This window comes from Stenotrophomonas sp. GD03654 (assembly GCF_029845105.1).
Classification (GTDB): domain Bacteria; phylum Pseudomonadota; class Gammaproteobacteria; order Xanthomonadales; family Xanthomonadaceae; genus Stenotrophomonas; species Stenotrophomonas africana.
In genome coordinates this window covers 31,856-55,358 of sequence record NZ_JAOCLC010000013.1, presented here as the reverse complement: position 1 = coordinate 55,358, position 23,503 = coordinate 31,856, and the positions used below count along the sequence as shown (strand labels likewise).

The 23,503-nt window shown below is 65.6% G+C and carries 18 protein-coding genes and 6 tRNA genes; 7 read left to right on the top strand and 17 right to left on the bottom strand.

Annotated features, from left to right (window positions below):
* Positions 1–81: 81 nt before the first annotated feature.
* The 10 genes from clpX to N5J73_RS07455 all read right to left on the bottom strand — a co-directional run bounded on the left by clpX (position 82) and on the right by N5J73_RS07455 (position 5,527).
* Positions 82–1,371 carry an ATP-dependent Clp protease ATP-binding subunit ClpX gene (clpX, locus tag N5J73_RS07500; RefSeq protein ID WP_032129320.1) on the bottom strand — a complete coding sequence of 430 codons (1,290 nt, stop codon included), beginning with the start codon at positions 1,369–1,371 and terminating at the stop codon, positions 82–84.
* A gap of 126 nt (positions 1,372–1,497) precedes the next feature.
* A complete protein-coding gene (gene clpP / locus N5J73_RS07495; RefSeq protein WP_004146318.1) occupies positions 1,498–2,124 on the bottom strand; it encodes an ATP-dependent Clp endopeptidase proteolytic subunit ClpP in 627 nt (208 codons plus the stop codon).
* 76 nt (positions 2,125–2,200) lie between these two features.
* Entirely contained in the window at positions 2,201–3,496 is a 1,296-nt protein-coding gene (gene tig, locus N5J73_RS07490; protein WP_049448004.1) for a trigger factor, read from the bottom strand.
* Between the two features lie 189 nt (positions 3,497–3,685).
* Positions 3,686–3,770, bottom strand: a tRNA-Leu gene (locus tag N5J73_RS07485).
* A 138-nt stretch (positions 3,771–3,908) separates the two neighbouring features.
* Positions 3,909–4,211, bottom strand: coding sequence for a hypothetical protein (locus N5J73_RS07480; RefSeq protein WP_049448005.1), 303 nt, complete (start codon positions 4,209–4,211; stop codon positions 3,909–3,911).
* A 442-nt stretch (positions 4,212–4,653) separates the two neighbouring features.
* Positions 4,654–4,729, bottom strand: a tRNA-Lys gene (locus N5J73_RS07475).
* Between the two features lie 198 nt (positions 4,730–4,927).
* A tRNA-Lys gene (locus N5J73_RS07470) sits at positions 4,928–5,003 on the bottom strand.
* A gap of 79 nt (positions 5,004–5,082) precedes the next feature.
* Positions 5,083–5,159: transfer RNA gene (locus N5J73_RS07465), tRNA-His, on the bottom strand.
* Positions 5,160–5,334: 175 nt separating this feature from the next.
* A tRNA-Arg gene (locus tag N5J73_RS07460) sits at positions 5,335–5,411 on the bottom strand.
* 39 nt (positions 5,412–5,450) lie between these two features.
* Positions 5,451–5,527 (bottom strand) — tRNA-Pro (locus N5J73_RS07455).
* A 180-nt stretch (positions 5,528–5,707) separates the two neighbouring features.
* On the opposite strand from N5J73_RS07455, the gene N5J73_RS07450 reads away from it, so the two are divergent.
* Positions 5,708–6,466 (top strand): Bax inhibitor-1/YccA family protein, encoded by a 759-nt coding sequence (locus N5J73_RS07450; RefSeq protein WP_021202979.1) that lies wholly within the window; start codon positions 5,708–5,710, stop codon positions 6,464–6,466.
* Between the two features lie 60 nt (positions 6,467–6,526).
* On the opposite strand, the gene N5J73_RS07445 is transcribed toward N5J73_RS07450, so the two are convergent.
* From N5J73_RS07445 to grxC, 7 genes are all read right to left on the bottom strand, one after another.
* Positions 6,527–7,276, bottom strand: coding sequence for a sulfite exporter TauE/SafE family protein (locus N5J73_RS07445; protein WP_049447206.1), 750 nt, complete (start codon positions 7,274–7,276; stop codon positions 6,527–6,529).
* A gap of 25 nt (positions 7,277–7,301) precedes the next feature.
* On the bottom strand, positions 7,302–8,210 hold the full coding sequence (locus N5J73_RS07440; protein WP_049447205.1) for a LysR family transcriptional regulator: 909 nt from the start codon (positions 8,208–8,210) through the stop codon (positions 7,302–7,304).
* A gap of 53 nt (positions 8,211–8,263) precedes the next feature.
* A complete protein-coding gene (locus N5J73_RS07435) occupies positions 8,264–9,007 on the bottom strand; it encodes a cysteine hydrolase (protein ID WP_049447203.1) in 744 nt (247 codons plus the stop codon).
* 184 nt (positions 9,008–9,191) lie between these two features.
* Positions 9,192–9,602 carry a hypothetical protein gene (locus N5J73_RS07430; protein ID WP_129550570.1) on the bottom strand — a complete coding sequence of 137 codons (411 nt, stop codon included), beginning with the start codon at positions 9,600–9,602 and terminating at the stop codon, positions 9,192–9,194.
* Positions 9,603–9,733: 131 nt separating this feature from the next.
* Entirely contained in the window at positions 9,734–10,738 is a 1,005-nt protein-coding gene (locus N5J73_RS07425; RefSeq protein ID WP_049447198.1) for an isocitrate dehydrogenase, read from the bottom strand.
* 539 nt (positions 10,739–11,277) lie between these two features.
* Positions 11,278–11,670, bottom strand: a complete 393-nt coding sequence (locus N5J73_RS07420) for a carboxymuconolactone decarboxylase family protein (RefSeq protein WP_049447196.1) — start codon at positions 11,668–11,670, stop codon at positions 11,278–11,280.
* Complete coding sequence (gene grxC, locus N5J73_RS07415; RefSeq protein WP_049447194.1) at positions 11,667–11,957, bottom strand: glutaredoxin 3; 291 nt, start codon at positions 11,955–11,957, stop codon at positions 11,667–11,669. The genes N5J73_RS07420 and grxC overlap by 4 nt, the downstream gene beginning before the upstream one ends.
* A 142-nt stretch (positions 11,958–12,099) precedes the next feature.
* On the opposite strand from grxC, the gene N5J73_RS07410 reads away from it, so the two are divergent.
* From N5J73_RS07410 to N5J73_RS07385, 6 genes are all read left to right on the top strand, one after another.
* Positions 12,100–13,746, top strand: a complete 1,647-nt coding sequence (locus tag N5J73_RS07410) for a M48 family metalloprotease (protein WP_049447192.1) — start codon at positions 12,100–12,102, stop codon at positions 13,744–13,746.
* Between the two features lie 116 nt (positions 13,747–13,862).
* A complete protein-coding gene (gene phoB / locus N5J73_RS07405; protein ID WP_005408258.1) occupies positions 13,863–14,552 on the top strand; it encodes a phosphate regulon transcriptional regulator PhoB in 690 nt (229 codons plus the stop codon).
* Between the two features lie 106 nt (positions 14,553–14,658).
* Positions 14,659–15,990, top strand: coding sequence for a phosphate regulon sensor histidine kinase PhoR (gene phoR, locus N5J73_RS07400; protein WP_049447191.1), 1,332 nt, complete (start codon positions 14,659–14,661; stop codon positions 15,988–15,990).
* A gap of 4 nt (positions 15,991–15,994) precedes the next feature.
* Entirely contained in the window at positions 15,995–18,082 is a 2,088-nt protein-coding gene (gene ppk1 / locus N5J73_RS07395; RefSeq protein ID WP_049447190.1) for a polyphosphate kinase 1, read from the top strand.
* Between the two features lie 437 nt (positions 18,083–18,519).
* A complete protein-coding gene (ppx, locus tag N5J73_RS07390) occupies positions 18,520–20,046 on the top strand; it encodes an exopolyphosphatase (protein ID WP_049447219.1) in 1,527 nt (508 codons plus the stop codon).
* A 265-nt stretch (positions 20,047–20,311) separates the two neighbouring features.
* The gene (locus N5J73_RS07385; RefSeq protein ID WP_049447221.1) at positions 20,312–23,278 is read left to right on the top strand and encodes a TonB-dependent receptor; all 2,967 of its coding nucleotides are present in this window, start codon (positions 20,312–20,314) and stop codon (positions 23,276–23,278) included.
* The last annotated feature ends 225 nt before the right edge of the window (positions 23,279–23,503 follow it).

Here is a 23,503-nt window from a genome sequence, read left to right as displayed (position 1 = left end):
CGATGGCCCCGTTATGGGGCCATCGGCTTTCAGATGCAAGGCATTCCTTGAAAATCCTTTCCAATCAACAACCTGGAAGGATCACTCGGCGCCTGCGGCCTTCTGTTCAGGAGCCGCCGGGGTCTGATAGATCAGGTACGGCTCGGACTTGTGCTCGATCACCGACTCGTCCACCACCACCTTGCTGACGTTTTCCTGCGACGGCAGGTCGTACATGGTGTCCAGCAGGACCGATTCGACGATGGTGCGCAGGCCGCGGGCACCGGTCTTGCGCTTGAGCGCCTTGCGGGCAATGGCCGACAACGCGTCCGGGCGGAACTCCAGCTCGACGTTCTCCATCTCGAACAGCTTCTTGAACTGCTTGGTGATGGCGTTCTTCGGCTCGGTCAGGATCCTGATCAGGGCCGGCTCGTCCAGCTCCTCCAGGGTCGCCACCACCGGCAGGCGGCCGACGAACTCGGGGATCAGGCCGAACTTGATCAGGTCTTCCGGCTCGACTTCAGCCAGCACCTTGCCCACTTCCTGCTTGCGCTCGCTGCTCTTCACCTTGGCGCCGAAGCCGATGCTGCCGACGTCGGTGGAACGGGCCTGGATCACCTTGTCCAGCCCGGCGAACGCGCCGCCGCAGATGAACAGGATGTTCTTGGTGTCCACCTGCAGGAATTCCTGCTGCGGGTGCTTGCGGCCGCCCTGCGGCGGAACGCTGGCCACGGTGCCTTCGATCAGCTTCAGCAGGGCCTGCTGCACGCCTTCGCCGGACACATCGCGGGTGATCGACGGGTTCTCGCTCTTGCGCGAGATCTTGTCGATTTCATCGATGTAGACGATGCCCTGCTGCGCCTTCTCGACGTCGTAGTCGCACTTCTGCAGCAGCTTCTGGATGATGTTCTCCACGTCCTCGCCCACGTAACCGGCTTCGGTCAGCGTGGTGGCGTCGGCCATGGTGAACGGCACGTTGAGCAGGCGGGCCAGGGTCTCGGCCAGCAGCGTCTTGCCCGAACCGGTCGGGCCGACCAGCAGGATGTTCGACTTCGCCAGTTCGACGTCGTCGTTCTTCTGCCGGCTCTCGATGCGCTTGTAGTGGTTGTACACGGCCACGGCCAGGGTGCGCTTGGCGCGGTTCTGGCCGATCACGTACTGGTCGAGGACTTCGAGGATCTCGCGCGGCTTCGGCAGCGAACTGCGCGCCGACTGCGCCTTTTCCTCAAGTTCCTCACGGATGATGTCGTTGCACAGCTCCACGCATTCATCACAGATGAACACGCTCGGACCCGCAATCAGCTTGCGCACTTCATGCTGGCTCTTGCCGCAGAAAGAGCAGTAGAGGATCTTGCCGGTGTCCGTGGAACGACCTTGGCGGTCTTCGCTCATGCTTCGCTTACCCAGTTACCCCACCCGCTGAACGGGGGTTCGATTCGAGAATAGCACAGGGCCGAGGGGACACCAGTCCCGCCCGACCCTGCAGGAACGGGGCCTCCATGGCCCCGTGAAGGCCGATCAACCGGCCTGGATCGACTCATCCGGGCGACGCTCCAGGACCTGGTCGACCAGACCGTAGGCCTGCGCCTCGAAGGCGCTCTTGAAGTTGTCGCGCTCGGTATCGCGCGCGATGGTCTCCAGCGACTGGCCGGTGTGCTTGGCCAGCACCTCGTTCAGGCGCGAACGCAGGGTCAGGATCTCACGTGCGTGGATGTCGATATCGGTGGCCTGGCCCTGGTAGCCGCCCAACGGCTGGTGGATCATCACGCGCGAGTTCGGCAGCGCATAGCGCTTGCCGGCTTCGCCCGCGGCCAGCAGCAGGGCGCCCATCGAGGCGGCCTGGCCGATGCAGGTGGTGCTCACATTCGGCTTGATGTACTGCATGGTGTCGTAGATCGCCATGCCGGCGGTGACCACGCCACCTGGCGAGTTGATGTAGATGTTGATGTCCTTTTCCGGGTTTTCCGATTCCAGGAACAGCAACTGCGCCACCACCACGTTGGCCATGTGATCGTCGATCGGGCCCACGAGGAAGATCAGGCGCTCCTTCAACAGGCGCGAATAGATGTCGTAGGCACGCTCGCCGCGGCTGGTCTGCTCGACCACCATCGGAACCAGGTTCAGGGCTTTGGTTCGGTTGTCCATTACGTGAGGTACCTATCTTGGGGGGCTACAACCCCGCGCCGGCAAAGGCGCGGGGCATCCGGTGATCCGCCCGGGCTTACTGGCGGATCGCGTCCTGGAACGACAGCTTCTCTTCGGTGTGCTGGGCACGCTCGGCGATCCAGTCGATCACCTGCTCTTCCATCACACGGTTCTGCAGGCCAGACATCAGCTGGGGGTCGTTGCGGTACATCTCAATGACCTGTTCCGGCTCTTCGTAGGTGGAAGCGATCAGGCGCATCGTTTCGTTCAGGCGCTTGGCTTCCAGGCGCAGGTCGTTGATGCGGGCCACTTCACCGACCAGCAGGCCGACCAGCACGCGCTTGGCGGCGGCGTCCTTGAAGCCTTCGTGGGCATCGGCCGGGATCTCACCAACATTCTGGCCGTTGCGGCGGATCTGCTCGACCTGCTGGGCCAGCATGGCGCGGGCTTCGTTCTCGACCAGGCGCGGCGGCATTTCCACCGAGGAGTAAGCAGCGATCAGCTGCTCGCCCACTTCGCGGCGCAGGCGGTTCATCAGGGCGCCCTTCAGCTCGCGCTCCAGGTTGGCGCGGATGTCGCTGCGGAACTGCTCCACATCGCCACCCTTCACGCCGAAGCTCTTGATGAAGGCTTCGTCGACTGCCGGCACGACCGGCTCGGACACTTCGGCAACCTTGACGGTGACCTGCACGGTCTTGCCGGCCAGCACCGGCACGCGCCAGTCAGCCGGGAACTCGACGTCCAGGGTCTTCTCTTCGCCCTTGGCCAGGCCGACCAGGCCCTTTTCGATGGTTTCGAACATCATGCCCTGGCCCAGCACGATCGAACCCTTCTCGGTGCCCTCGGCCGGCAGGCGCTCTTCGCCGGCCTGCGACCAGGTTTCCACCGCGACCAGATCACCGTCCTGTGCGCCGCGGCTGACCGGGGCCCAGGTACGACGCTGGTTCTGCAGGTTCTCGATCATCTGGTCGATGTCGGCGTCGGTGATTTCGGCGCTGTGGCGCACGACGGTCAGCTTGCTGACGTCGATATCGCCGAAGTCCGGCACCACTTCCACGGTGGCCACGAAGGAGAACTCACCCTCGTCGCCCTTGTCGATGCGCGGGCTGCCCACGATGCGCAGGTCGTGCTCGCGCACGGCGGCATCGAAGGTTTCGCGCAGCAGGCCGTCCAGCGCCTCACCACGGACCTGCGCGCCGAAGCGCTGCTCGATCACCTTGGCCGGCACCTTGCCCGGACGGAAACCCTTGATGCGGGTGGTGCGGGCGATTTCGCCCAGGCGGCCGACGATGTGGCTCTGCAGACGCTCTTCCGGCAGCGAGAAGCTCAGGCGGCGTTCCAGGTTGCCGGTGGATTCGATCGAAGCTTGCATGTTGACTCCTGCCACCGGCGGCCCACGCCCCCGGCTCGATGATTGGGATGAAACGGTTGTAAGGACACGACGTCTGGGACGCGCCTGCTTGCCGCAGCCCTTTAGTTTCGCCCAATTCGGCCTGCACTGCCAGCGCGTGCCGGTCAAGGGGGCGCAGATGGCCCGATCAGGGCGGGGACAGGCCGGCACTGGTGCGAAAGGGGGGACTCGAACCCCCACGCCTTGCGGCACTGGAACCTAAATCCAGGGCGTCTACCAATTCCGCCACTTTCGCGTGGCCGGCTCAGGCGTTCATTGTCGCAGGCGCCGGCTGGAATCGGAAGGCCTGCACAAAACTGAACATGACAGCGGGCACATCGTCCGCGCCAAAGGCCATCCCGAAGGTCGTGCGACCGTTCGGGACGGCAACGACTCAGTGTTTCGCTTCGGCAGGGGGTGCAGGTGCGTCAGCGCCCTGCCCGGCCGCCACATCCGCCTTGCGGATGTCCACGCCACCATCGTCGGTGCTACGCAGCTCCACAGCCTCGGGAGCGGCCCCACCCTCCACCGGCGACGCCGGCTGCGCGACTCCGGCGATCGGGCGCGCCGGAACGGCATCGACGCCCGCATCGCGCTCGACAGTCTTCGCCGGATCACTGCCAGGCGCGCAGGCCGTCAGCGCCACCAACGCGGAAAGAACCCACACCGTCCGGCACAGTCGATTGATATCGGCCATCAACTTCTTCCTTCGTGCATGCGCCATCGGCGCGGAAGGTCCATTGGGTGCGATACAGGACGCGACACGGTGAGAAGCAGCGCACAGCATTGAAAACACTGATGACGCGTATGCCCCTGATTTCAGCATCGCTTCAGTAGATCCGCGCAATGCGCCGCTTCAGTAGATCCACGCCATGCGTGGTTGAAGCGCAACCCGGCAAACAAGCAAGAAAAAAGCCACTTGGCGAACCAAGGGGAAGCTGCTGCGCATTCGCGCCGCAGCCCCACGCTTTGCATGGCAAAGCGAGGGCCCCACTTCACCGGCCCCCACATCCCCGCGGCTTCGCCGCGCCCCCTTGACTCAAGGGGGCTCCACTCCAGCCAACACCGCTGGTATCTGCAGACGCCACCCAGAGATCAGGCAAGAAAAAAGCCACCTGGCTGACCAAGTGGCTTTCGTCTGGTGGGCTGTCAAGGATTCGAACCTTGGACCTATTGATTAAGAGTCAACTGCTCTACCAACTGAGCTAACAGCCCGAAATCGGGGCGCGAATTATGACCCGATCCGCTCGGAGGGTGCAAGCACTTTTTTCAACGTCGTTGAAACCAGTACCGCGATCCCGCTGCCACTGCAGACCCACGCCAGGCGGGATTTCTGCAGTCGGTGATCCAATGAAACCAAAGGGTCACACTTATAAGAAAAAAGCCACCTGGCGTACCAGCTGGCTTCTGTCTTGGTGGGCCGTCAAGGATTCGAACCTTGGACCTATTGATTAAGAGTCAACTGCTCTACCAACTGAGCTAACGGCCCGTAAAACTCAGACGCACATTGTAGCGTGCTTTCTGTTTATTGCAATACCGTTTCGGCTGCGCCGATGCGGTTGAATCAGTGGGGTGGCTGAGGGGATTCGAACCCCCGACCACCGGAATCACAATCCGGTACTCTAACCAACTGAGCTACAGCCACCACTGAAACTTTCGCTCCACCGCCAAGACCACCGGCACTGGAACTTCAAACCTTTGCCCGGGGGGACTGTCACCGAAGTTCCGGTCCGCCGAAGCGAGTCCGATATTCTGGTGGAGTCTTTACCCTTTTGCAAGCACTTCTTCACATCCGCCGATGCGATCCCGGTGCTCGCCGATGGCGCGCCCGACAGGAATCGAACCTGTAACCGCCGGCTTAGAAGGCCGGTGCTCTATCCAGTTGAGCTACGGGCGCCCGAACCGGAACGGCGTCCAATCCGACGTGATGTGGGATTGGTCGGGGTAGAGGGATTCGAACCCCCGACATCCTGCTCCCAAAGCAGGCGCGCTACCAGACTGCGCTATACCCCGGTCTTGCAATCCCCTCGGGCCAGGCCCGGGGAGCTGGTCATTGTGGCCAAGCGCATCATGAACTGTCAACGCGGGCGACTCGCACCCAACGCCTGACACGGCACCACGCGCAACCATCGGCTATGCTCCCGGTCATCGGCCGGATGGCCGTCCAGCCCCTTATTCGCACGGAGAACACGCATGCGCAGCGGCAACCCGGCTCTTTCCGAGTCGACCTTCCTCGACCTCGCCAGCGGCTCGGTGGTGACCAGCCCCGACCAGGCAATGACCCTCAACGGCACCGTCAACAAGACCGGCTTCCTGCTGCTGTTGACCGTGCTGACGGCCGCGTTCGCCTGGAACCAGACCATCGACGACTACGGCCAGGTCATGGCCGGGGCCAAGCTGTATGCCATGGGCGGCGCCATCGGCGGCCTGGTGCTGGCGCTGATCACCGTCTTCAAGAAGGAATGGTCGCCGGTCACCGCGCCGATGTACGCGCTGGTGGAAGGCCTGTTCCTCGGCGCCATCTCGGCCGTGTTCAACGCCAAGTTCCCGGGCATCGTGTTCCAGGCCGTCCTGCTGACCTTCGGCACCCTGTTCGCGCTGCTGTTCGCGTACCGCAGTGGCCTGATCAAGGCCACCGAGAACTTCAAGCTGGGCGTGATCGCGGCCACCGGCGGCATCGCCCTGCTCTACCTGGCGTCGTTCGTGCTGGGCTTCTTCAACATCAACGTGCCGGTGATCCATGACTCCGGCTGGCTGGGCATCGCCTTCAGCCTGTTCGTGGTGGTCGTGGCCGCGCTGAATCTGGTGCTGGACTTCGACTTCATCGAGACCGGTGTCGCCCAGCGAGCACCGAAGTACATGGAGTGGTATGGCGCATTCGGCCTGATGGTGACCCTGGTCTGGCTGTACGTGGAGTTCCTGCGCCTGCTGTCAAAGATCCAGCAGCGCTGAGTCGCAACATGCCATAGACGACAAAGGGCGCCTCTCGTGGCGCCCTTTTTCGTTCCTCCCTCAGCGCGCCAGCAGCACCGGCAGCGACGAAGCCAGCAACGCGATGCCTGACACGGTCAGCAGGCCCAGCACGACCTGCCGGAAGCGTGCCTCGCTGATGCCGATGTAGACCCGCGCACCCAGCAGGGTCGGCACCAGCATGGCCGGTGCCACGATGGCGAAGTACGGCAACATCTGCCGGCTCACCAGGCCGCTGCCGACATAGGTGGCCATGGTCACCGCCAGCATCGCCAGGTTGAAGTTCTGGATGACCGCGCGCTGTTCGTCCTTGCCGAAGCCGCGCAGCGTGCTCCACAACGTCGGCACCGGCCCGGCGAAGCCACCGATGCCACTGAGCACACCACCGGCCATACCGGCAATGGCGTCACCCACGCGCCCTCCGATGGTGATCGGCGGCAACGAACGCGCCATCAGCATCACCGGGCACCACAGCGCCAGGAAGCCGCCCAGCAGCGCCTTGAACCAGTCCATGTCCAGCTGCGGCAACACCAACACGCCCAGCGGAATGCCGGCCAGCCCGCCCAGCACGAAGGGCAGCAGCAGGCGCAGGTTGAATCCGCGACGCACGGTGAACACCGCGACCAGCTGCCCGACCAGCGCACCAAACACCGACAACGTCGCCGCCAGCCGTGGCTCCAGTCCCCACGCCCAGAACGACATCGCCACCATGCCAAAGGCGAAGCCGGACAGGCCCTGCACGAATCCGGCGACGATCGCGCCCAGCGCGACCAGCAGATACACCGACTCCATCACCACCTCGGTTGCTGTCGCGCGACTACCCTGCCGCGCCCACCTGCGCAGCGTAGTGCGCCGCGAGGTGCTCGACCAGCGCACGCACCTTCGGCGCCAGCGCCCGCGCATGCGGATAAAGCGCGAAGTAACGCCGCTGTCCTGCGTGCCAGGCGGGCAGCACACGTATCAGGCGGCCGGCGCGCAGGTCCTCCTGCACGGTCAGCGCAGTGAACAGGCTGATGCCCATCCCGGCCAGCGCGGCGGCGTACAGCGCCGGCGTGGCGTCCACGCGCAGGCGCTGCCCCGCCTCGATGCTTGCGGTGGCACCGTGCGGCCCTTGCAGCTGCCAGTGCGGCATTGACGGCGTGGGACTGAAGCCCAGCAGCGTGTGCTGCGCGAGATCCGATGCCTGACGCGGCAGGCCATGACGCGCCAGGTAGGCCGGCGCCGCGACCAGGATGCGCGGACAGCTGGCCAGTTCGCGCGCAACCAGCTGGCTGTCCGGCAACGAGGCCGCGATACGCAGCGCCAGGTCGAAGCCACCACCGACGACATCGACCAGTTGATCATCGGCCGACAGGTCAAGCGCGACCTGCGGGTAGCGCTGAAGGAACGACGGCAGCCAATGCGGCAGCTCCTGGCTGGCCACGACCTGCGGCACGCTGATACGTACGAGGCCACTGGGCTGCGCCTGCCCGGCACGCACGCGATCATCTGCTTCCTGCAGGCGATCCAGCAGCGCTGCCGCCTCGCGGTAGTAATCGCGACCGGCTTCGGTCAGTGACAGCCGGCGGCTGTTGCGATCGAGCAGCCGCACCTGCAGATGCTCTTCCAGCTGCCGCAGCTGCCGTGACATCGCCGAGTGGGTGGTACCCAGGCGCTCGGCAGCCGCAGTGAAGCTGCCTGCGTCGACGATGGCGCGCAGCGCACGCAGGGCGGCGAAGTGATCCATCGGCAAGTGGCTCCACGTGGCGGGGCCCACGGCATGCGGGCCCCATCAGCTTATCAAGCGCCGTCGCTGGCCTTGCGCACCGGCAGCGCCAGGATCGCGTCGGTGCTCATGACATCACCGAAGGCGTCTTCGATCTGCGCCAGCGAGGCGTCATGCAGCGCGCGATGATCGATGCGCTGGCCACCGGCGAGGTCCAGGTCGCGGCTGGCGCTGGCATCGGACGATACGATCACCCGGTAGCCGCGCGGAGTCGCCGCCGCGTCGCGCGCAGCACCGGCCACACAGGCATGGGTCTGCAGGCCGGTGACGATCAGCGTGTCGATACCCGCATCCTTCAGCACGGTGTCGAGCACCGCGGCCGAGTTGCCAGCGAACACGCTGACGTTGTCCTTCTGCACCACGGTCTCACCCTTGCGCGGCTGCAGGTCGCGATGGAAGGCGGCATTGACGCTGCCCTGCGCGAACAACGGTGCGCCGGCCGGCAACACGTGCTGCACATGGATCACGCGGATGCCGTGGGCATCGGCGAACTCGACCACCCGCTTGGCTTGGCGCAGTGCGGCCACGCCATCGGGAATGACCATGCGGCCACCGGCAAAGCCCGGTGCGGCCTTGGCATCGAAGTACTCGTTCTGGAAGTCGATCACCAGCACGGCGGTCTTCGCCGCATCCAGCGAGGCCGCGACCGGCGCGCCCGCCAGGTGGCGGATGGTGGGATGGGCCGGCTCGACAGCAGCGACCGACGCAGTGGTGGCCATGCCGATCAGGCCGGCCAGGCCGAAGGTGGTGAGATTCATGGAGCGACGCCTGTGCAGTGGAAAGTGGCCACAGGATGCGGAGCAGTTGGCGCACGAACCAGCCATGTAGCAGCACATGATCTGTGCGAATCCTGCACAGACCGCTCTTGTAGAATCGAGCCATGCTCGACTGCTTTTGCTTTTCGTCCGGGGCTGTGAAAGCGCAGTCGAGCATGGCTCGACGCTACTGGGTCAGCTTTGCTCCATTGAGCCGTACGATCATCGCGTACTCGCGCCCGAGCACGACTTCGGCGGTATTGCTACCGGCGCGCACGGCATGCTGCAGGCCGGCCGGATACTTCACCGGAACGCCAGCCAAGGTCTGGACATGGCGGGCAGGCGCATTGACGCTCCTGATAACGAATTCCGCGCAGGCCCCTTCCAGCAGGAGAACCGGCGCCCCTGCCGGAAACTCGATCAACTGCAGTACGCGCTCCTCGGACCGCCGCATGCTGCGAACGGGTACCCCCTCCCTGCGCAGGCGGCGCAGCGCGCGCTGCGAACGGGACCATGGCCAGTAGAAGACGAAGTAGATGGCTACGCCCAGAACGTAAACGGCAGCAGCCACCAGGATCCACACAGCCGTCTCAGGCATCCATAAAACCCTCTCGGTGAAAAACGCGCAGCTCAAAACGCAGACGGGCCGTACATGGACGGCCCGTCTTCAACGCTTGCAGGCCCGGACGGACATCGCCTGAGACGATCTCCAGCCGGAACGCCGGCCGCTTACAGGCGGCTGGCGATGGCCTGGGCAAAGCTCATGGTGGTGCCGGTACCGCCCAGGTCGCCGGTCAGCGAATCCTTGGCCTCCATGGTCGCCACGATGGCCTTGCGCAGGCGCTCGGCGTTTTCCGGCTGGCCGACATGGTCCAGCATCTGCGCGGCGGCCAGCAGCAGCGCGCACGGATTGGCCTTGCCCTGGCCGGCGATGTCCGGCGCGGTGCCGTGCACGGCTTCGAAGATCGCCGCGTCCTTGCCGATGTTGGCACCCGGGGCCAGGCCCAGGCCGCCAACGAGGCCGGCGCACAGGTCGGAGATGATGTCGCCGAAGAGGTTGGTGGTGACGATCACGTCGAACTGTTCCGGACGCATCACCAGCTGCATGCAGCAGTTGTCGACGATCATTTCCTGGAATTCGATGTCCGGGTACTGCGCGGCCACTTCACGGGCGACGTTCAGGAACAGGCCCGAGGTCGACTTGATGATGTTGGCCTTGTGCACGGCAGTGACCTTCTTGCGGCCGGTGCTCTTGGCCAGCTCGAAGGCGTAGCGCACGATGCGCTCGGAGCCCTTGCGGGAGATGCGGGTGCCGGAGAAGGCGGTCTCGCCGTCGGCCGACACTTCCTGGCCCTCGGCCAGGTACGCACCTTCGGTGTTCTCACGAACGGTGATCAGGTCGACGTTGTCGAAACGCGACTTGGTGTTCGGGAAGGTGTGGGCCGGACGCACGTTGGCGTACAGGTCGAAGTGGCGGCGCAGGCTGACGTTGATCGAGGTGAAGCCACCACCAACCGGAGTGGTCAGCGGGCTCTTCAGCGCAACCTTGTTGCGCGCGATCGATTCCAGGGTCACCGCCGGCATCAGGTCGCCGTGCTTTTCCAGGGCCACCAGGCCGGCGTCGGCGTCTTCGTACTCCAGGCCAGTCTTGAGCTGGTCGAGCACGAACAGGGTGGCGTCCATGATTTCCGGGCCAATGCCGTCGCCGCGGATGACCGTAATTTTCTGCGTCATTGATCGATGTTCCGAACAGGGGGAAAAACGCCGTCCGGACGTGCCCGGAAACGCCGGCGCAAAGGAAGTTTCACCGGCAATTATGCCTTAGCCGGGGGCGGCTGCCCAAGTAGACGATGGTCCCGGCCCCGGCCAAGACATAATTGCCCGCGCATTTCTCCTCTACCCCCGCCTGTCGGCGCGCCCCTTCAACAAGAAGGGGCTCCTGGGCTGTTGGATCACGGGGAAGGCCCCCGCAGGTCGGGTAATGCCAGGAAGGCAAGCAAGGGCCCGCTTCCCGGCTCAGGCAGAATTGCCCGCGCATCCCACCTTATCCCCGCGCCTGTCGGCGCGCCCCCTTGAGCAAACCGCTCTGTGGTTTTGCCCGCGCATACCGCCTTAACCCTGCGCCTGTCGGCGCGCCCCCTTGAACAACAAGGGGGCTCCTGGACTGTTGGATTGCGAAGAAGGCCCCCTTGCAGGTCCGGTAGTGCCGGCCGCTGGCCGGCATCGCCTGAACCCGGCATGGCCGGGTTGCCGGCCAGCGGCCGGCACTACCCTCAGTGCTCGTGCGCTGCCGGGGCGGCGGCGCCACCTTCAAGCTGGTCGAGGAAGTCGACCGCGCGGCGCAGGTGCGGGATCACAATCGAGCCGCCGACCACCAGGCCGACCGAGAAGGTCTCGAAGAACTCCTCGCGGGTCACGCCGGCGTCCTTGCACTGGGCCACGTGGTAGCTGATGCAGTCGTCGCAGCGCAGCACCATCGAGGCCACCAGCCCCAGCAGCTCCTTGGTCTTCACGTCCAGCGCGCCGGCCTGGTAGGTCTGCGTATCCAGCGCGAAGAAGCGGCGCACCACCTGGTTCGGCTCGCCCAGGATGCGCTCGTTCATGCGCTTGCGGAAATCGGTGAACTCGGCAATGCGATCCCTGCTGCCGTCGTCGACCGCGCTCATGCCTGGCCCTGCCCGGCCAGCAGCGGCTCGAGCTTGCCTTCACGGTGCAGGGCCATCATGTCGTCGTAGCCGCCCACATGGACGTCGCCGACGAAGATCTGTGGCACGCTGGTGCGGCGGGTCAGCGCGATCATCTTCTCGCGCTCGGCCGGGTCCAGGTCGATGCGGACCTCGGTCCACTGCTGGCCCTTGCTCTTCAGGAAGTTCTTGGCGGCCACGCAGTACGGGCAGACGGCGGTGGAATAGAGGGTGATGGCGGGGGCACCGCCGGCGGTCTGGGCTGTCACGGGAAACTCCACGATGGATCGACGGTCTACATATGGTACCGGTGCGCTGGAAATTCCACGCCACGGCCGCAACACTGTGGATTAACGAATGGTTGCCCCCTGACCTGCCACGCTTGGCGCGCCCCGCCCGAGGACCTCCTGCTTGCGAGCCCTGCTGCTGACTACCGCCGTCACCCTGGCCCTGGCCATGCCGCTGGCCCAGGCCCAGGAGAAGCTGCCCGACATCGGCTCGTCGGCCGGCGAGCTGCTGACTCCGGCCCGGCAAGCCGAATACGGCGCGATGATGCTGCGCGAGCTGCGCAACTATGGCTACCTGCTGGACGATCCGCTGGTCAACGACTGGCTGCAGACCATGGGCACCCGCCTCGGCTCCAACAGCGACCAGCCGCGCCAGCCCTACACCTTCTTCGTGATGAAGGACCGCCAGATCAACGCCTTCGCCACGCTGGGCGGCTACATCGGGGTCAATGCCGGCCTGGTGCTGACCGCCGAGCGCGAGGACGAGGTGGCTGCGGTGCTGTCCCACGAAATCGCCCACGTCACCCAGCAGCACGTGCTGCGCGGGGTCGAGCGTGCCCAACGCGACCAGATCCCGATCCTGCTCGGCATGCTGGCGGCGGTGGTGGCCGCGCAGGCCAGCAACAGCACCTCCTCCGGCAACGCGACGATGGCCGCGATCAGCTCCGGCATGGGCCTGATGCAGCAGCGGCAGATCAACTACACCCGCTCCAACGAGTCCGAGGCCGACCGCCTCGGCATCCGCACCCTGTCGCGCAGCGGCTACGACGTGGATGCCATGGCCGGCTTCTTCGAGCGGATGGCCTCGGCGATGCGCGGCAACGAGGGCGGCTACAGCGTGCCCGAGTTCCTGCGGACCCATCCGGTCAACATCACCCGCATCAGCGAGGCCAAGGCCCGCGCCGAGCAGATGAAGAAGGACACGGTGCTGCTGACCACCAGCACCCCCAGTGGCGAGCGCAGGGAGCGGGTCGATCCGGCCGACCCGAGCCTGGCCGAGCCGATGCTGCGCGGAAACAACCCGCTGCTGCCCAGCAGCGTGCTGCGCATTCCGATGGGCCAGCTCGCCCGCGGCGCCAGCGGTGACTTCGACTGGGCGCGCGAGCGCCTGCGTGTGCTCAGCGCTGATTCCACCCCTGAACTGGAACGCGAGTATGCCGATCTGGCCAAGCGGCAGAAGGATGGCCTGAACGAAGCCCAGCGCTACGGCCAGGCCCTGGCGATCATGCGCGGCGGCCGCAGCGGCGCCACGCAGGCCCGGCAGACCCTGGCCAGCCTGCTGCAGACCCGACCGGACAACCTGTGGCTGGCACTGGGGCTGGGCGAGGCCGAATCGCGTGCCGGACTGGGCGCGCAGGCCAACAGCCGTTTCGAACAGTTGCTGCGCGAGCACCCCAACAGCCGTCCGGTGGCACTGACCTATGCCGAGATCCTGAACGAACAGGGCACCCGCGAGGCCGGCCAGCGTGCGCAGGCGATGCTGCGGCCGCTGTTGTCGCAAAGTGGTAACGATCCGGTCTTCCAGCAGCGGTACGCCCGCGCCAGCGAACTGGCCGGTGACAGCGTGCGCGCCAGCGAAGCCTATGCCGAGGCGGCCTTCCTCAGCGGCCGCCCGGAACAATCGCTGATGCAGCTGCAGGCGCTCAAGCGCAACCCGGCACTGGACTATGTCGGCCGGGCCCGGGTGGACGCACGCATCGAAGCGATCACGCCCACCGTGCTGGAACTGCGCCGCCAGGGCGTGCAGGACCCGGATCTGGACCGCCGCTGAGCGCTGCATGACCGGTCGATGGCAATCCATGCCGGTTCCGGCCCGGTAGTCACAAACATGTCATCAAACCGTAGTCTACTGGCACCACTCCAGTAACCGAGCCCTACGGTGTCCTCGTGCAGAAACGCATCCTGATCGTCGATGACGAGCCCGCGATCCGTGAAATGGTCGCCTTCGCCCTTCGCAAGGGCGATTACGAACCGGTCCACGCCGGCGATGCCCGTGAGGCCCAGACCGCGATCGCCGACCGGGTTCCCGATCTGATCCTGCTGGACTGGATGCTGCCCGGCACCAGCGGCCTGGACCTGGCCCGCCGCTGGCGCAAGGAAACCCTGACCCGCGAAGTGCCGATCATCATGCTGACCGCCCGTGGCGAGGAAAACGACCGCGTCGGCGGCCTCGAGGCCGGTGTAGACGATTACGTGGTCAAGCCGTTCTCGGCGCGCGAACTGCTGGCCCGCATCCGTGCGGTCATGCGCCGCGCCCGCGAGGACGACGAGGACGGCAGCGTGGCGGTCGGCCCGATCCGCATCGACGGCGCCGCGCATCGCGTGTTCGCCAACGACCAGCCGGTGCCGATCGGCCCGACCGAATACCGCCTGCTGCACTTCTTCATGACCCACCCCGAGCGCGTCTACACCCGCGCCCAGCTGCTGGACCATGTGTGGGGCGGCAGCGTGTACGTGGAGGAGCGCACCATCGACGTGCACATCCGCCGCCTGCGCAAAACGCTGGAGCCGTTCAACGCCGAAAACATGGTGCAGACCGTGCGCGGCGCCGGCTACCGCTTCTCCACCGCCACCTGAGTCTCGTCGTGCCGGCGCCACGCACCCGCGGGTGCCGGCGCCGGCAACTCTGCTATAACCCTCGGTTCACCCCAGTGAACCGCCGCACCTCAACGACGAGATCGCAATGCCCCGCCACATCCGCTCTGCCTGGTTGAAGACCCTGGCCACCGTTGCCGCGGTACTGCTGTTCGCCGGACTGGTGGGGTGGCTCTCGGGGCATCTGTGGCTGTGCATCGCACTGGGCGCGCTGGCCACCCTGGCCTGGCACTACTGGCGCCTGCGCAGCGTTCTGCGCCGGCTGACCGCACGCCAGCGCTGGGACACCGCCGAGGAAGGCACCGGCGTCTGGAACGAGTTGGACCGCCTGCTGTACCGCAACCAGGTGGAAATGCGCGTGCGCAAGCGCCGCCTGCTGGACATGCTGCGCAGCTACCGCGCTGCTGCCGCCGCGCTGCCCGATGCCGTGGTGGTACTGGACCGCAACAGCCAGCGCGTGCAGTGGTTCAACGAAGCGGCCACCGCCCTGCTTGGCCTGCATCATCCGGGCGACCTTGGCGAAGCCCTGGTCGAGCGCCTGCAGCCGATGCCGCTGGCGCACTGGCTGGCCGGTGGCCGCAATGCCGAGCCGATCCTTGATGTGCCTTCGCCGGTCGATCCGGCGATCCGCCTTAACCTGCGCCTGATTCCCTATTCGTCGGACTACTGGCTGCTGATCGCCCGCGACGTCAGCAAGCTGCTGCGCCTGGAACAGGTGCGCCGCGATTTCGTGGCCAACGTTTCACACGAGCTGCGTACGCCGCTCACCGTGGTCCACGGCTACCTGGACATGATGGACCCGGAGGATTTCCCGGGCACCGGACCAATGCTGGAAGAAATGCGCAAGCAGAGCCAGCGCATGGCCCAGCTGGTGGAGGACCTGCTGACGCTGTCACGCCTCGAATCGCAGGAACACAGCGAAGAAGAGACCGTGGCCATGCAGCCGATGCTGGCCACCCTGCGCCGCGAAGCCGAAGCGCACAGCCAGGGCCGCCACCAGATCAGCATCGACGACCTGGCCGGCATTGACCTGCAGGGATCGACCAAGGAGCTGCACAGCGCCTTCTCCAACCTGGTCACCAATGCAGTGCGCTACACGCCCGCCGGCGGCCGCATCGCGGTCGAGTTCCGCCGCGAAGGCGATGGCGCGGTGCTGGCGGTGCGCGATTCCGGCTACGGCATCCCGGCCACCCACCTGCCACGCCTGACCGAACGTTTCTACCGTGTCTCCAGCAGTCGTTCCCGCGAAAGCGGCGGTACCGGCCTGGGCCTGTCCATCGTCAAGCACATCCTCGGCCTGCACCACGCGCGGCTGGAGATTGAAAGCGAGGTCGGCAAGGGCTCGGTGTTCTCCTGCCATTTCGATGCCGACCACGTGCGCCCGCGCGAGTCCGCCCCCCTGACTTCCATCGAAGATTGACGCCATGAGCAGCCTCGGATCCCTCCCCCTCCCCGTGAGCCCGGACAACGATCCGTTGCGCGACCCGGCGCTCTACATCAACCGCGAACTGTCGCAGCTGGATTTCAACTTCCGCGTGCTGGCGCAGGCGATGGACCCGCAGGTGCCGCTGCTGGAGCGCCTGCGCTTCATGTGCATCTCCTGCACCAACCTCGACGAGTTCTTCGAGATCCGTGCTGCCGCCGTGCGCCATGCGCAGGAATTCGGCCTGCCGCCCGCGCCGGACGGGATGAGCCCGCAGGCCATCCTCAATGCCATCCACGACCGCGCCGCCGAACTGGTGGACCAGCAGTACCGCTGCTGGAACGAGACGCTGCGCCCGGCGCTGATGGAGGCCGGCATCGGCGTGCTCGGTCGCCATTCCTGGACCGATCGGCAGAGGCGCTGGCTGCGCGCCTATTTCCGCAACGAGATCATGCCGGTGCTGTCGCCGCTGGGCCTGGACCCGGTGCATCCGTTCCCGAAGATCCTCAACAAATCACTGAACATCGTGGTGGTGCTGAAGGGCACCGATGCCTTCGGCCGCGCCGGCCATCTGGCGATCGTGCGTGCACCGCGCTCGCTGCCGCGCATCATCCAGCTGCCGGAGAAGCTCGGCGGCCCGCAGAACTTCGTGTTCCTGTCCTCGGTGCTGTCGACCTTTGTCGATGAGCTGTTCCCGGGCATGGAAGTCCAGGGTGCCTACCAGTTCCGCGTCACCCGCAACTCAGAGCTGGTGGTGGACGAGGAAGAAGTGGAAAACCTGGCGCTGGCACTGCGCGACGAACTGGTCGACCGTGGCTACCGGCCGGCGGTGCGCCTGGAAATCGCGCAGGACATGCCGCGCGACATCGTGCGCACCCTGCTGCAGAACTTCGGCCTGACCGAGAACGCGGTGTACCGCATCGACGGCCCGGTCAACCTCAACCGCATCATCCAGCTGTACGACCTGATCGCGCAGCCGGACCTGAAATACCCGCCGATGACCCCGCGCACGCTGCGCGACAGCGACGGCATCTTCGAGACCGCGGCGCGCCAGGACCTGCTGCTGCACCACCCGTTCGATGCCTTCACGGCGGTGCTGGACCTGATCCGGCAGGCGGCGATCGACCCCAACGTGCTGGCGATCAAGCAGACCCTGTACCGCACCGGCAAGGATTCGCTGATTGTCGATGCCCTGATCCAAGCCGCGCGCAACGGCAAGGACGTGACCGTGGTGGTCGAGCTGCGCGCACGCTTCGACGAAGAAGCCAACCTGGGCCTGGCCGATCGCCTGCAGGAAGCCGGCGTGCAGGTGGTGTACGGCGTGGTCGGCTACAAGACCCACGCCAAGATGCTGCTGATCGTGCGCCGCGAAGGCCGCAAGCTGCGCCGCTACGTGCACCTGGGCACCGGCAACTACCACAGCGGTACCGCCCGCGCGTACACCGACATCAGCCTGATCACCGCCGACGCGGACATCGGCAACGACGTGCACCTGTTGTTCCAGCAGCTGTCCGGGCTGGCCTCGAAGATGAAGCTCAAGCGCCTGCTGCAGTCGCCCTTCACCCTGCACACCGGCATCCTCGGTCGCATCGAGCGCGAAACGCGCATCGCCACCGCCGGCCGCCCAGCGCGCATCATCGCCAAGATGAATGCCTTGAACGAACCACAGGTGGTGCGCGCGCTGTACGCCGCCTCGCAGGCCGGCGTGCAGATCGACCTGATCATCCGCGGCGCCTGCACCCTGCGCCCGGGCGTGCCGGGCGTGTCGGACAACATCCGCGTGCGCTCGATCGTCGGCCGCTTCCTGGAACACAGCCGCGTCTACTGGTTCGGCAACGACGGGGCACCGGAGATGTACTGTGCCAGCGCCGACTGGTTGGAGCGCAACCTGCTGCGCCGTGTCGAGACCTGCTTCCCGATCCTCGATCCGGAACTGGCCAAGCGGGTTTACCGCGAAGTCCTGCAGAACTATCTGGACGACAACCTCAACGCCTGGGAACTGGATGCCGACGGCATCTACCACAAGCGTGCCCCGGCCCACGACGAAGCCCCGCATTCTGCTCAGATGGCATTGATGCAGGGGCTGTAACCCGGTGTGTCGACCAAGGTCGACACCTACCAGGAGCGGTAGGCACCGATTCTAGTCGGGACTGGATCAGTGCCGACCAACGGTCGGCACCTACCAACAGCAGCGGAATTCTGTCGAAGGCGGGGTGGGTCCGGTTGCGGGGGCGTGAACGCCATGGGCCCGAGGCATGCCTCGGGCGGGTTGGGCAGGACGCCCAACCCCGGTCTTGCCGTGTGCGCACGACAGCGCACACGAGCAAGCGCGACCGAGGCTACATGGACGTACTTGCGCCGTCCCCCGCAAGCGGACCCACCCCGCCATCCCACGGATACCCCGCTTTTGACGTTGACGTTGACGTTGCCTCTGCGGGTGCAGGGCGCAGCCCTGCCGCACTCCCCCCACAAAATGTGAAGGCCGCGCGGTGACGAGCACACCGCCCCTTCGGCTAACATTCGTCCATGCCGCATACCACCACGACTCCGCCCGCATTGCAGGATGGCGACCTGCTGGCCGCCATCGACCTTGGCTCCAATAGTTTCCACATGGTCATCGCGCGCTACACGCTCGGCCAGCTGCGGGTGATCGACCGCCTGCGCGAGACCGTGCGCATGGCCGATGGCCTGGACGGCAAAGGTGGGCTCTCCTCCGCCGCGCGGCAGCGCGCGCTGGAATGCCTGGCCCGCTTCGGCCAGCGCATCCGCAACGTGCCGCCGCACCGGGTACGCGCACTGGCCACCAACACCGTGCGCCAGCTGCGCTCGCCGCAGTCGTTCCTGGTTCCAGCCGAAACCGCACTGGGGCATGCCATCGAAGTGGTCAGCGGTCGCGAGGAAGCGCGCCTGATCTACCTGGGCGTGGCCCACGCGCAACCGCCCAAGCCCGGCCAGCGCCGGCTGGTGATCGACATCGGCGGCGGCTCCACCGAATTCATCATTGGCATGGGCATGCAGACCCTGGAGCGCGAAAGCCTTCAGGCCGGCTGCATCGCCAGCACCCGACGCTTCTTCCCCGGCGGCAAGCTGAGCAAGAAGCGCTGGAAGGATGCGCTGGCCGAGATCGGCCGCGAGTTCCAGCCCTTCGCCAGCAAGTACCGCGCGCTGGGCTGGCAGGAAGCCCTGGGCTCATCGGGCACGCACAAGGCGATCAGCGAGATCTGCGCGACGATGAAGCTGAGCAAGGGCGCGATCACCGCCGAGGCGCTGCCGCAACTGCGCGACGAACTGCTGAAGGCAAAGAAGATCGACGACATCCAGCTGCCGGGCCTGTCCAGCGACCGTCGTCCGATCATCGCCGGCGGCATCCTGGTGCTGGAGGCCGCCTTCCAGGCGCTGGGCCTGCAGAAGCTGCTGGTCAGCAAGGCAGCGATGCGCGAAGGCATCCTGTACGACATCGTCGGCCGCGCTGGCGAGAACGACCTGCGCGATGAATCGGTGGCGGCGCTCAGCCAGCGCTACGGCATCGATACCGTGCAGGCCGATCGCGTCCAGGACACCGCCCTGTCACTGCTGGAGCAGGTGCAGGAACGCTGGCGGCTCGATGCCGACGACGCGCGCATGCTCGGCTGGGCTGCGCGCCTGCACGAACTGGGCCTGATGATTGCCCACAGCGGCTACCACGTGCATGGCAGCTATGTGCTGGAGCACTCGGATATCGCCGGCTTCTCGCGGCAGGAACAGCAGATGCTGGCCGCCCTGGTGCGCAGCCACCGTCGCAGCGTGACCAAGACCGCCTTCGACGCCCTGCCCGAGCGCCTGCTGCTGACCGCACGCCGGTTGGCCGCCCTGCTGCGGCTGGCGGTGCTGCTCAATCGCGCCCATGAGGACGCCCCGCTGCCGGCGCTGGAACTGACCGCCGACGACAACCGCCTGTCGCTGATTGTGCCGCAGGCCTTCATCGATGCCCGCCCTCTGCTGCGCGCGGACCTGATCGGCGAGACCGACGGCATTGCAGGGTTGGGCATCCAGTTCCGGCCGTTCGTGGCCTGATCCGGACCGGGACGACGCCCGGCCCGCGCGCAATCCGCGCTGCACCGCAGCATCAACCCGTCGTCGTTATAGACCAGGTTATCTGCAACCCCGCGATTTCCTTCACATTTTCATCACATCAACGATACGTGGTGAATTATTTCGACATAGTCTATTTACAAACTCTTAACTACCGAGACTAGTATTGGGTCGCCGGCGCATTTCCGCTGGGCAATTGGGTGCTTTTTTGGGCATCTCCCTACGTCTTTGAGAGAGAGAGAACGTAATGACTTCACGTACCGTGTTGGGCAAGGCCATTGCCCACGCCCTGGTGACGACCACCGCCCTGGCCGCGCTGCCGGCCTTCGCCCAGGACAACGGCAGCGCATCGCCGACCAATCTGGATCGCATCGAAATCACCGGTTCGCGCATCCGCCAGGTCGATGTGGAGACCTCCCAGCCGGTGCTGGCAATGACCCGCGTGGACATCGAGCGCCAGGGCTTCAGCTCGGTGGCCGACATCCTGCAGAACGTCACCGCCATGGGCAGCCCGGCGATCAGCCGCGCCAACGCACTGAGCTCGGGCGAAAACACCGGCGGCACCTACATCGACATGCGCAACCTGGGTGCGCAGCGCACCCTGGTGCTGGTCAACGGCAAGCGCCTGGGCATCAGCACCTCGGGCCTGCAGGACGTGTCCTCGCTGCCGGTGTCGGCGGTGGAGCGCATCGAAGTGCTGAAGGACGGCGCGTCGGCCATCTACGGCTCCGACGCGATGGCGGGCGTGATCAACATCATCACCCGTTCCAACGTCAACGGCGTGACCGCCAACGTCTACCACGGCCAGTACAGCGAAGGCGACGGCGCCCGTGACCGCTTCGACGTGGTCGGCGGCTGGAGCAATGACCGCGTTTCGCTGACCCTGGCACTGGAACATTCCGAAGAAAAGAGCGTCTGGGCCAAGGACCGCTGGTTCAGCAAGTACGGCGTGAGCGACCGCCACCCGGACGATGCCTCCAACTGGACCACGCTGAGCCAGTGGGGCCAGGTGACCGGCCTGAAGGGTGGCCCCGGCTGCACCAACACCAGCCAGGGTTGCGGCTACTCGCTCAACCGCGGCGCCGACCCGACCAACCCGGCCAACTACCACCTGACCGACGCGACTCCGTTCACCGGCGACGTCAGCAACGCCAACGAACAGATGCACGTCATGTATCCGCTCAAGCGTGATTCGGTGTACTTCGACGGTCGCTTCAAGATCACCGACCAGGTCAACCTGCGCACCGAATTCGGCTACAACAAGCGTTCGGCAGAGCGCCAGATTGCAGGCTACCCGCTGCAGTCCAGCTCGGTGTCGATCTCGGGTGACCCGACCGCCACCGGCCTGATGTCCAAGGACAGCTACTTCAATCCGTTCGGCAACCAGCACGGCTATGCCAAGCCAACCGATGTGGCCTGGAACCGCCGCACCTGGGAAATCCCGCGCGTGAGCACCAGCGAACTGAAGACCTACCGCGCGGTAGTGTCGCTGGATGGCACGTTCGAGATCGGTCAGCGCTACTTCGATTGGGACGTGGGCTACCAGTACAACCGCAACGAGCTGACCGCCACCGCTACCGGAAACCTGCACAAGAAGCGCGTGCGTGACGCCGTGGGTCCGTCGTTCCTGGATCCGGCCACCGGCAAAGTGGTGTGCGGCCGTCCGGGTGCGGTGATCGACGGCTGCATGCCGTGGAATCCGCTGGTGCCTTACGGCAAGACCGATCCCAACGGACTGACCGGCAATGAAGCGCTGATGGCCTGGCTGTTCCCGGCGGAGCACACCACCGGCCGCACCACCACCAAGAACGCGTTCGCCAACCTGTCCGGCAGCATCATGACCCTGCCGGCCGGCGACCTGGGCTTCGCTTTCGGCGTGGAAAGCCGCAAGGAAGACGGCCGCTACACGCCCGATGCCCTGGCCCAGACCGGCGCCACCACCAACCTGGCCGCGGGCCCGACCGGTGGCAGCTACAACGTGAAGGAAGCCTATCTGGAGCTCAACGTGCCGGTGCTGGCCGACCTGCCCGGCGCGCGCGAGCTGAGCTTCAATGCCGCCACCCGCTATTCCAAGTACAACACCTTCGGCAACACGCTCAACAGCAAGTTCGGCTTCAAGTGGAAGCCGATCGACCAGTTGCTGGTCCGTGGTACCTGGGCGGAAGGCTTCCGCGCACCGACCATCAACGATCTGTACGGTGGCGGTTCGGAAACCTTCGCGCAGTTCAGCGATCCGTGCGACACCGTGTTCGGCTCGGCCAAGGGCAGTGCCGAAGTCCGCTCGCGCTGCGCGCGTGACATCGCCGATGCCGCCAACTTCCGCCAGCTGAAGCAGGGCAACACGCCGGTAACGACGGCGCAGGATGCGACCCCGACGCCGTTCGTGTCCGGCTCGAACCCGCTGCTGGTTCCGGAAACCTCGACCAGCAAGACGCTGGGCCTGGTGTGGAGCCCGACCTTCATCAGCAACTTCAACGTGGCGCTGGACTGGTGGAAGATCCGCATCGACAACACCATCGTCGGTGACAGCCCGAACCAGATCCTGAGGGACTGCTATGAGCAGGGCATTGAATCGCGCTGCAGCCGCTTCACCCGCGACCCGTCCAACGGCATCGTCACCGGCCTGAAGTTCGGCAACCGCAACGCCGGCTTCGCCGAGACCGAAGGTTATGACCTGGATGTCAGCTACCGCGTCGACACCAGCTACGGCAAGCTGAGCGCGGGCTGGACCAGCACCTATGTGAGCAAGAACGTCTACCGCTCCACCAATGATGTCCGCGAAGCGATCACGCCGATCAACGGCGTTGCCAACACCATCGGCACCGCCACCAGCCTTGCGTTCCGCGTGCGCTCGAACCTGGTGCTGGGCTGGGACGTGGGTGACTTCGGCGTCAGCTGGACGGCACGCTACTACTCCGGTGTGAAGGAGCGCTGCCTCAACGCCTCGCGGTATGCGGACGAGTGCTCCGATCCGACCTTCCTGGCTCCGTGGCTGAAGTCGCCGACCGCTTACAACGAGCGCGGTGCGGTGACCTTCCACGACGTGCAGTTCCGCTACAACCTGCCGTGGGATGCCACCGTTTCGGTGGGCGCGAACAATGTGTTCGGCAAGGAAGCTCCGGTGATGTACAGCAAGCCGAACTCGTCGTTCTCCTACTACGGTGGCTACGACATCGGTCGTTTCATGTACATGAAGTACCAGCAGCGCTTCTGATCCATCCGCACTGCGGAATCTCGACGACCACGGCCCTTCGGGGCCGTGGTTTTTTTCTGCCCCGCGCAGACTGTCGCTTTCCACATTGACCTTGAGGCGTTCAATCAGAGGCACGGTCCTCTGCGCTGCTTTTGCTGCACTGCCACTGCTTGGAGCAATCGATTGATTTACTTCTGCTTTGTGCAGAAGCGTCACGACTGTCTATGGTGCTTTCGTCGTTTCCCC